6 protein-coding genes and 1 pseudogene are annotated in these 6,078 nt (G+C 70.3%); 4 read left to right on the forward strand and 3 right to left on the reverse strand.

Translation table 11 applies throughout. The annotated features are described in order from the left end of the window. Positions 1-3: 3 nt before the first annotated feature. Positions 4-210: pseudogene (locus tag ACFOYX_RS34320) on the reverse strand (multicopper oxidase domain-containing protein); the annotation flags it as partial. Positions 211-681: 471 nt separating this feature from the next. Between ACFOYX_RS34320 and ACFOYX_RS34325 the strand changes: the two are divergent. The 3 genes from ACFOYX_RS34325 to ACFOYX_RS34335 all read left to right on the forward strand — a co-directional run bounded on the left by ACFOYX_RS34325 (position 682) and on the right by ACFOYX_RS34335 (position 4,289). Continuing rightward, positions 682-2,658 (forward strand): heavy metal translocating P-type ATPase, encoded by a 1,977-nt coding sequence (locus ACFOYX_RS34325; protein ID WP_322443829.1) that lies wholly within the window; start codon positions 682-684, stop codon positions 2,656-2,658. A 504-nt stretch (positions 2,659-3,162) separates the two neighbouring features. Then, on the forward strand, positions 3,163-3,564 hold the full coding sequence (locus ACFOYX_RS34330; protein ID WP_322443830.1) for a DUF6153 family protein: 402 nt from the start codon (positions 3,163-3,165) through the stop codon (positions 3,562-3,564). Positions 3,565-3,641: 77 nt separating this feature from the next. Next, the gene (locus ACFOYX_RS34335; RefSeq protein WP_322443831.1) at positions 3,642-4,289 is read left to right on the forward strand and encodes a DUF305 domain-containing protein; all 648 of its coding nucleotides are present in this window, start codon (positions 3,642-3,644) and stop codon (positions 4,287-4,289) included. Positions 4,290-4,538: 249 nt separating this feature from the next. Here ACFOYX_RS34335 and ACFOYX_RS34340 read toward each other — a convergent pair whose 3' ends face one another. Both ACFOYX_RS34340 and ACFOYX_RS34345 read right to left on the reverse strand, forming a co-directional pair. Then, the gene (locus tag ACFOYX_RS34340; RefSeq protein WP_322475169.1) at positions 4,539-5,063 is read right to left on the reverse strand and encodes a DUF2269 domain-containing protein; all 525 of its coding nucleotides are present in this window, start codon (positions 5,061-5,063) and stop codon (positions 4,539-4,541) included. Next, complete coding sequence (locus ACFOYX_RS34345) at positions 5,063-5,275, reverse strand: hypothetical protein (protein ID WP_377534748.1); 213 nt, start codon at positions 5,273-5,275, stop codon at positions 5,063-5,065. Before ACFOYX_RS34345 ends, ACFOYX_RS34340 begins: the two co-directional genes overlap by 1 nt. A 110-nt stretch (positions 5,276-5,385) precedes the next feature. Here ACFOYX_RS34345 and ACFOYX_RS34350 point away from each other — a divergent pair, with 110 nt between their 5' ends. After that, on the forward strand, positions 5,386-5,955 hold the full coding sequence (locus ACFOYX_RS34350) for a helix-turn-helix domain-containing protein (protein WP_322443834.1): 570 nt from the start codon (positions 5,386-5,388) through the stop codon (positions 5,953-5,955). Positions 5,956-6,078 lie beyond the last annotated feature (123 nt).

The raw sequence follows: 6,078 nt of genomic DNA on the forward strand, positions 1-6,078 counted from the left end.
TAATCAGGCCTGGTAGGCGAGGTTGATCATCATGCCGGTCTCGGCGTGGTAGATGTTGTGGCAGTGGGTCAACCACTGGCCCGGGTTGTCGGCGTCGAGGTCCACCGCGACGGTCTGCCGCGGCGTGACGATGACGGTGTCCTTGCGGGCGCCCCCGCCGGCCACTGCGAAGGTGTGCCCGTGCACGTGCATCGGGTGGAACATGCTGGTGGCGTACAGCGGTAGATGTTGGCGGCTCATCACTATCTCCTTTCCGCGTTCCTACCACCGACCATGCCCTGTGTGGACGCGGCGGCCACGGAAGGATTGCCCCTCACCAGGGGCCGAAGGCCCCTACCCCTCGGGGGTACCGGGTAACGCCAGTGGCGGCATGGCCTGGTGTGGCGGAGGTGTCAGGCGCCACCATTGTCTTATACCCCCCAGGGGTATAAGTTGATTGCGGAGGTGGACGGCATGACACACGAACACAACGGCCACGAGACGGCGACCGCCACGCTCGGCACGGCGGGGCACGCACACCGCGGGGCGCCGTCGATGGCGGGGCAACATCAGGACCATCTGCCGGGGCGGCGAGCGCCGAATCACCATCCGGATCAGCACCGCGGGCCGGCGCAGCATGGTCACGGAGCGCACGGCGCTCACGGTGGCGGGCACGACAAGCACGCGAGCCACGACCCGGAGATGTTCCGGCGCAAGTTCTGGCTCAGCTTGGCGCTGACCGTGCCGATCGTCGCCACCAGCCACATGGTGATGGACTGGTTCGGCTACTCCCTCGAGTTCCCCGCCATGAGCTGGGTCGGCCCCGTTCTGGGATCGGTGGTCTTCTTCTACGGCGGCTGGCCGTTCCTCGTCGGTGGCCTCCGAGAGGTCCGCGACCGCGCACCCGGCATGATGCTGCTGATCTCAATGGCGATCGTGGTCGCCTATGTAGCATCCCTGGCGACCAGCCTCGGGGCGTTCGACCTGGACTTCTGGTGGGAACTGGCCGCGCTGGTCACCATCATGCTGCTCGGACACTGGCAGGAGATGAAGGCCATCGGTCAGGCGCAGGGCGCCCTCGCCGCGCTGGCCGCGCTGCTACCCGACGACGCCGAGCGGGTGGGCGAGGACGGAACGGTACAGCGGGTCCCGGTCGCCGAACTGCGCGTCGGCGACGTGATGCTGGTGCGCTCCGGTGGCCGCGTGCCGGCCGACGGCCGGATCATCGACGGCGCCGCCGAGCTGGACGAGTCCATGATCACCGGGGAGTCCCGCCCGGTACCGCGTGGCGTCGGAGACCGGGTGGTGGCCGGCACGGTGGCCACCGACTCCGCGCTGCGGGTACGGGTCGACGCCGTCGGTGAGGACACCGCCCTGGCCGGCATTGGCCGGCTCGTCGCCCAGGCGCAGGCCTCCAGCGGACGCGCCCAGGTCCTCGCCGACCGGTTCGCCGCCCTGCTGTTCTACGTCGCCACCGCCGCCGCGCTGGTCACCTTCGTGGCCTGGTGGGCGCTCGGCGACCTCGACCAGTCCGTGGTCCGGACCGTGACGGTGCTGGTGATCGCCTGCCCCCACGCCCTCGGCCTGGCCATCCCGCTGGTGATCGCCCTGTCGACCGCCGTGTCGGCGAAGGCCGGGATCCTGGTCAAGGACCGGCTGGCGCTGGAGCGGATGCGTACCGTCGACGCGGTGCTGTTCGACAAGACCGGCACCCTGACCAAGGGTGCACACACCGTCACCGCGACCGCCGCCGCTGGCGGCGTCGGCGAGGACGAGGTGCTGCGCATCGCCGGGGCGGTCGAGGCCGACAGCGAGCATCCCCTGGCACGGGCTCTGGTCACGGTCGCGCGGGAGCGCGGACTTCGGTCGGTTGCCCGCGACTTCCGGTCGTTGACCGGCCGCGGTGTCCAGGCCGCGGTGGACGGCACCACGTACGCCGTCGGCGGCCCCGCGCTGCTCCGCGAGCTCGATGCCACCGTGCCCGACGAGCTGGCCGCGACCGCCGAGGGCTGGTCCCGTCGCGGCGCGGCGGTGCTGCACCTGATCCGACTGGCGCAAGCCGGCGGTGCCGAGGTGGTGGGCGCGTTCGCCCTCGAGGACGAGGTCCGCCCGGAGGCGCGTCAGGCCATCGCCGAGCTCCGCGAGCAGGGCGTCAAGAAGATCGTGATGATCACCGGAGACGCTCGGCCGGTCGCCGAAGCGGTCGCCGCAGACCTCGGTTTCCGGCCGGGAGTCGACGAGGTCTTTGCCGAGGTCCTGCCAGCCGACAAGGACCGTGCGGTCGCCGACCTGCAAGCGCGGGGACTCACCGTGGCGATGGTCGGTGACGGCGTCAACGACGCTCCCGCCCTGGCCCGCGCCGACGTGGGACTGGCCATCGGCGCCGGCACCGACGTGGCGATCGAGTCGGCCGGAGTCATCCTGGCCTCCTCCGACCCGCGGGGTGTCACCGGTGTGATCCGGTTGTCCCGGGCGTCCTACCGCAAGATGATCCAGAACCTTGCCTGGGCCGCCGGCTACAACGTGGTGGCGATCCCCCTCGCCGCCGGCGCCCTGGCCTGGGCGGGAGTGACGCTCAGCCCGGCCGTCGGCGCGGTGCTGATGTCCGCCTCCACCATCGTGGTGGCGCTCAACGCGCAACTGCTGCGTCGGGTCCGCCTGGCGCCCGAACCGCGGTGACGCGGCGGACGGCCCGGCCGAGGGAACTCGGCCGGGCCGTCGCGCTGGCCGCGGCAGCGGGCTTGGTGCTGCGCGTCAACCCCGCCGACCGGATCGCCGATCCCACCGGGTCCCGCCTGTGGCACGCCGCCACCGGCATCAACGGTCCGGGCTGCGGCGGCACACGCGTGTTCTATTGCTGCACGGGGATCGTCCAGGCCGCCCGCCATCTCCTGGCAGCGGTGATCGCGGTGCCGTTCGTGGCCTATCTCCGGCCTACATCGGGTTCTTCTTGCTACAGCACGGTGTTGCGCAACCTTCCCATGGTTCGACATCCCGAACCTCACTCCGTGACCTCGTGGCGAACGGCGGGTGGGACGGGTGCTGTTGCGGTCGCCCATGTGGGTGTCGGTAGTCGTCCACGCGGTGCGGCAGTACATACTCAAAGCTGATCTAATACCATGGAATGGTGTGAACGGGACAATGGCGGCGAGGCGCGTGACAGGGCACCTGAGCCTGCCACGGTTGGTGCTGCTCGTTGTCCTCGCCTTCGGCGTCGTGGGGATGCACACCTTCGGTCACGCTGGCGACGCCGGCCACCGCGGCTCCGGTGATCACCCCGCGACAGCGGAGCGCGCCGCGCTGATGGTGGTCACCGATGCCAAGCATGAAACCGCCCACCAGCCGGCGACTGGGCGAATCATCGATGCGACAACCGGGGGCGGGATGGGCGGCGGACTGTTCGCTGTCTGTCTCGCCGTGCTGGGTGCTCTCGGACTGGTTCTCTGGGCGGCAGTGACGCGTGGTCACGCGCGCGGCGATCTCCTTCGCCTCCGCCCGGCTGGCCGTGCGCTGGCCTCCGGGCGTGGGCCGCCCGTTCGGCGGCTCGGACTCCGGATGGCCGCCGTGTCGGTGTTGCGAATGTAGGAGTCGTCCGGGCGGGCAGACCGGTCCCGCTCGACGTTCTCCTTCCTCAACCTCAATCCGAAAGGCATTCCTTCACTATGAAGCGCACCATCGTGCTGCGCCGTGCCCTGATGACCGGCGTCGCTCTGTCCGCCCTGCTGATGACCGCCGCCTGCAGCGACGGCAACGACGTGGCAGGCATGGACCACGGAAACGCCAGCCCGGCGGTCAGCTCCTCGGCGACCGCCACCCCCACCTTCAACGACGCGGACGTCATGTTCGCCCAGATGATGATCCCGCACCACCAGCAGGCGGTCGAGATGGCCGACCTGGCACCCACCCGCGCGAACGACCCCGAACTGAAGGACCTCGCGGCGAAGATCAAGGCCGCGCAGGACCCTGAGATCGCCACGATGAGCGGCTGGCTGACAGCGTGGGGCAAGCCGACCCCTGCCCCTAGCGGCCACAACATGCACGGCATGGGCTCGTCGCCCACGCCCGGCCCGTCCGGGATGCCGGGGATGAGCTCCGAGCGGGAGATGAACGCGCTCATGATGGCCAAGGGCACCGACTTCGACCGCATGTTCGCCCAGATGATGATCGCCCACCACAACGGCGCGATCGAGATGGCCAAGACCGAGCAGGCTAACGGCGCCAACAACGACGCCAAGGCTCTCGCTGCGAAGATCGCCACGGACCAGGCTGCTGAGGTGCAGACCCTGCAGAAGATCCTAGACCGTCTGTAGGCCGCAACGAGGAACGTCGGCCGAGCCATTGCAGAGCCTGCAGGGCCAGATTCAGAGCCAGGACGAGCTGGCCCAGAAGCTGGGTACCACCGTTACTGGCACCGCCTCAGCTTTCGACATCACCAATGTGGCTCAACGCCTCGCTCCGTAAGGATGTCTACGAGACCGGCGAGATCCCGGACGGCGCTGCTCCCAGAGGATCACCTCGGTAAAGGCCAGGCCGCCCGCCACGGGTCGGCCGACGGCCCGCTACGGCGCGGGATTGACGCGCTGCGGCCGGCGACGTGCGCCGTACCGGGTCATGCCGCGCGGCTTGTAGACGGCCAGGACGGTCGCGGCGAGCAGGACCAGCAGCCCGCCGGTGGCGTGGACGATCAGCGAGATCCGCGCCTCGCGCCACTGGCCGCTCATCAGGCCGGCGCCGGCCGCGGTGTCAGCGAGAACACTGATCGGGGCCAGTTGCAGCAGCAGCACCACGGTGGCCACCACGATCAGCAAGAACTTCACCAGGACCCACCAGTGCCGCACCAAACCCCACGACGTGCCCAGCGACGACACGACACCGCTGATCAGCGACGCCACCGCGAGTGGGACGATGGCGTACCGGGCCGCCAAGTCCATCGCGACATACCCGGCTTCCACCACCGCCGCGTCGCGGCTGCGCACGGCGGCCACCGCCAGGACGATGAACACCACGACCGCGCCGAGCCAGCCCACCGAGGTCGTGACGTGCACGGTGAGCGCCGTCTTACGCGCCGCGGGCGCCAGCACCATTACCAGTGGCCGGGAACTGGGCGGCCGATGGCCGGCGGGGCCGAGATCCCATGGCCGCCGGGCAGGTGCCGGCCCGGTCGGTGCTCGCCAGCGACGCCGGTCACCTGTGCGATCACGAAGATCACCAGCAGCACGAGCGCGACGATCCCGAGGATCTTGACCCAGCGCGGCACACCGGTTCCCGGCTCCGGCTCGCGCGGATGACCCGCCATCTGCTTCTCCCAGCTGCCGTGCGGTTGGACGGACCGCACCAGCTTTATCGAGACAGAGTGTCTATGTCAAGCCATGGTGTCGCGGCAGTGCCGGTATGTATGCTGCTGGAGTGCCGCGGTTGTGGAACGACACCATCGAGGCGCACCGCGCCGCGGTGCGCGACGCCACGCTGGACGCCGCGGCGGCCTTGGTGGCCGAGCATGGGCTCACCGCGGTGACCATGTCGCGCATCGCCGAGACCACCGGCATCGGCCGGGCCACCTTGTACAAGTACTTCCCCGACGTCTCGGCGATCCTGCTGGCCTGGCACGAACGTCAGGTCACCCGCCACCTGGTTCACCTGTCCGAGGTGCGCGACAGCGTCGGCGACCCGGCGGCGCGGCTGCGCGCGGTGCTCGACGCGTACGCGAGGATGTCCGCGCACCGCCACGGCGGGGACCTGGCCGCGATGCTGCACGGCGGGTCGCACGTTGCCGAGGCCCACCAGCACCTACGCGCGTTCGTCCGGGGCCTGCTCACCGAGGCAGTCGCGGCCGGTGACGTGCGCGATGACATTCCCACCGACGAGCTCGCCGCCTACTGCCTGCACGCCCTCGCCGCCGCGACGGCGCTGGACGGCGCGGACGCTGTGGCCCGGCTCGTCACCCTCACCCTCGCCGGCCTACGCCCCGCGACCTGAGCAGGGCGGGTGCCCGCCGGTGCGCCACGCAGCCCGGTGTTGCGGGCCCTGCGCTCCGGTTGGACGCTCCTATGCTGCGTCAAGCTCTGAGGGCGGGGTTTCGAGGCGTCGGTAGATTTCGCG

The organism is Micromonospora sp. GCM10011541 (assembly GCF_042650725.1).
GTDB classification, from domain to species: Bacteria; Actinomycetota; Actinomycetes; order Mycobacteriales; family Micromonosporaceae; genus Micromonospora; species Micromonospora sicca.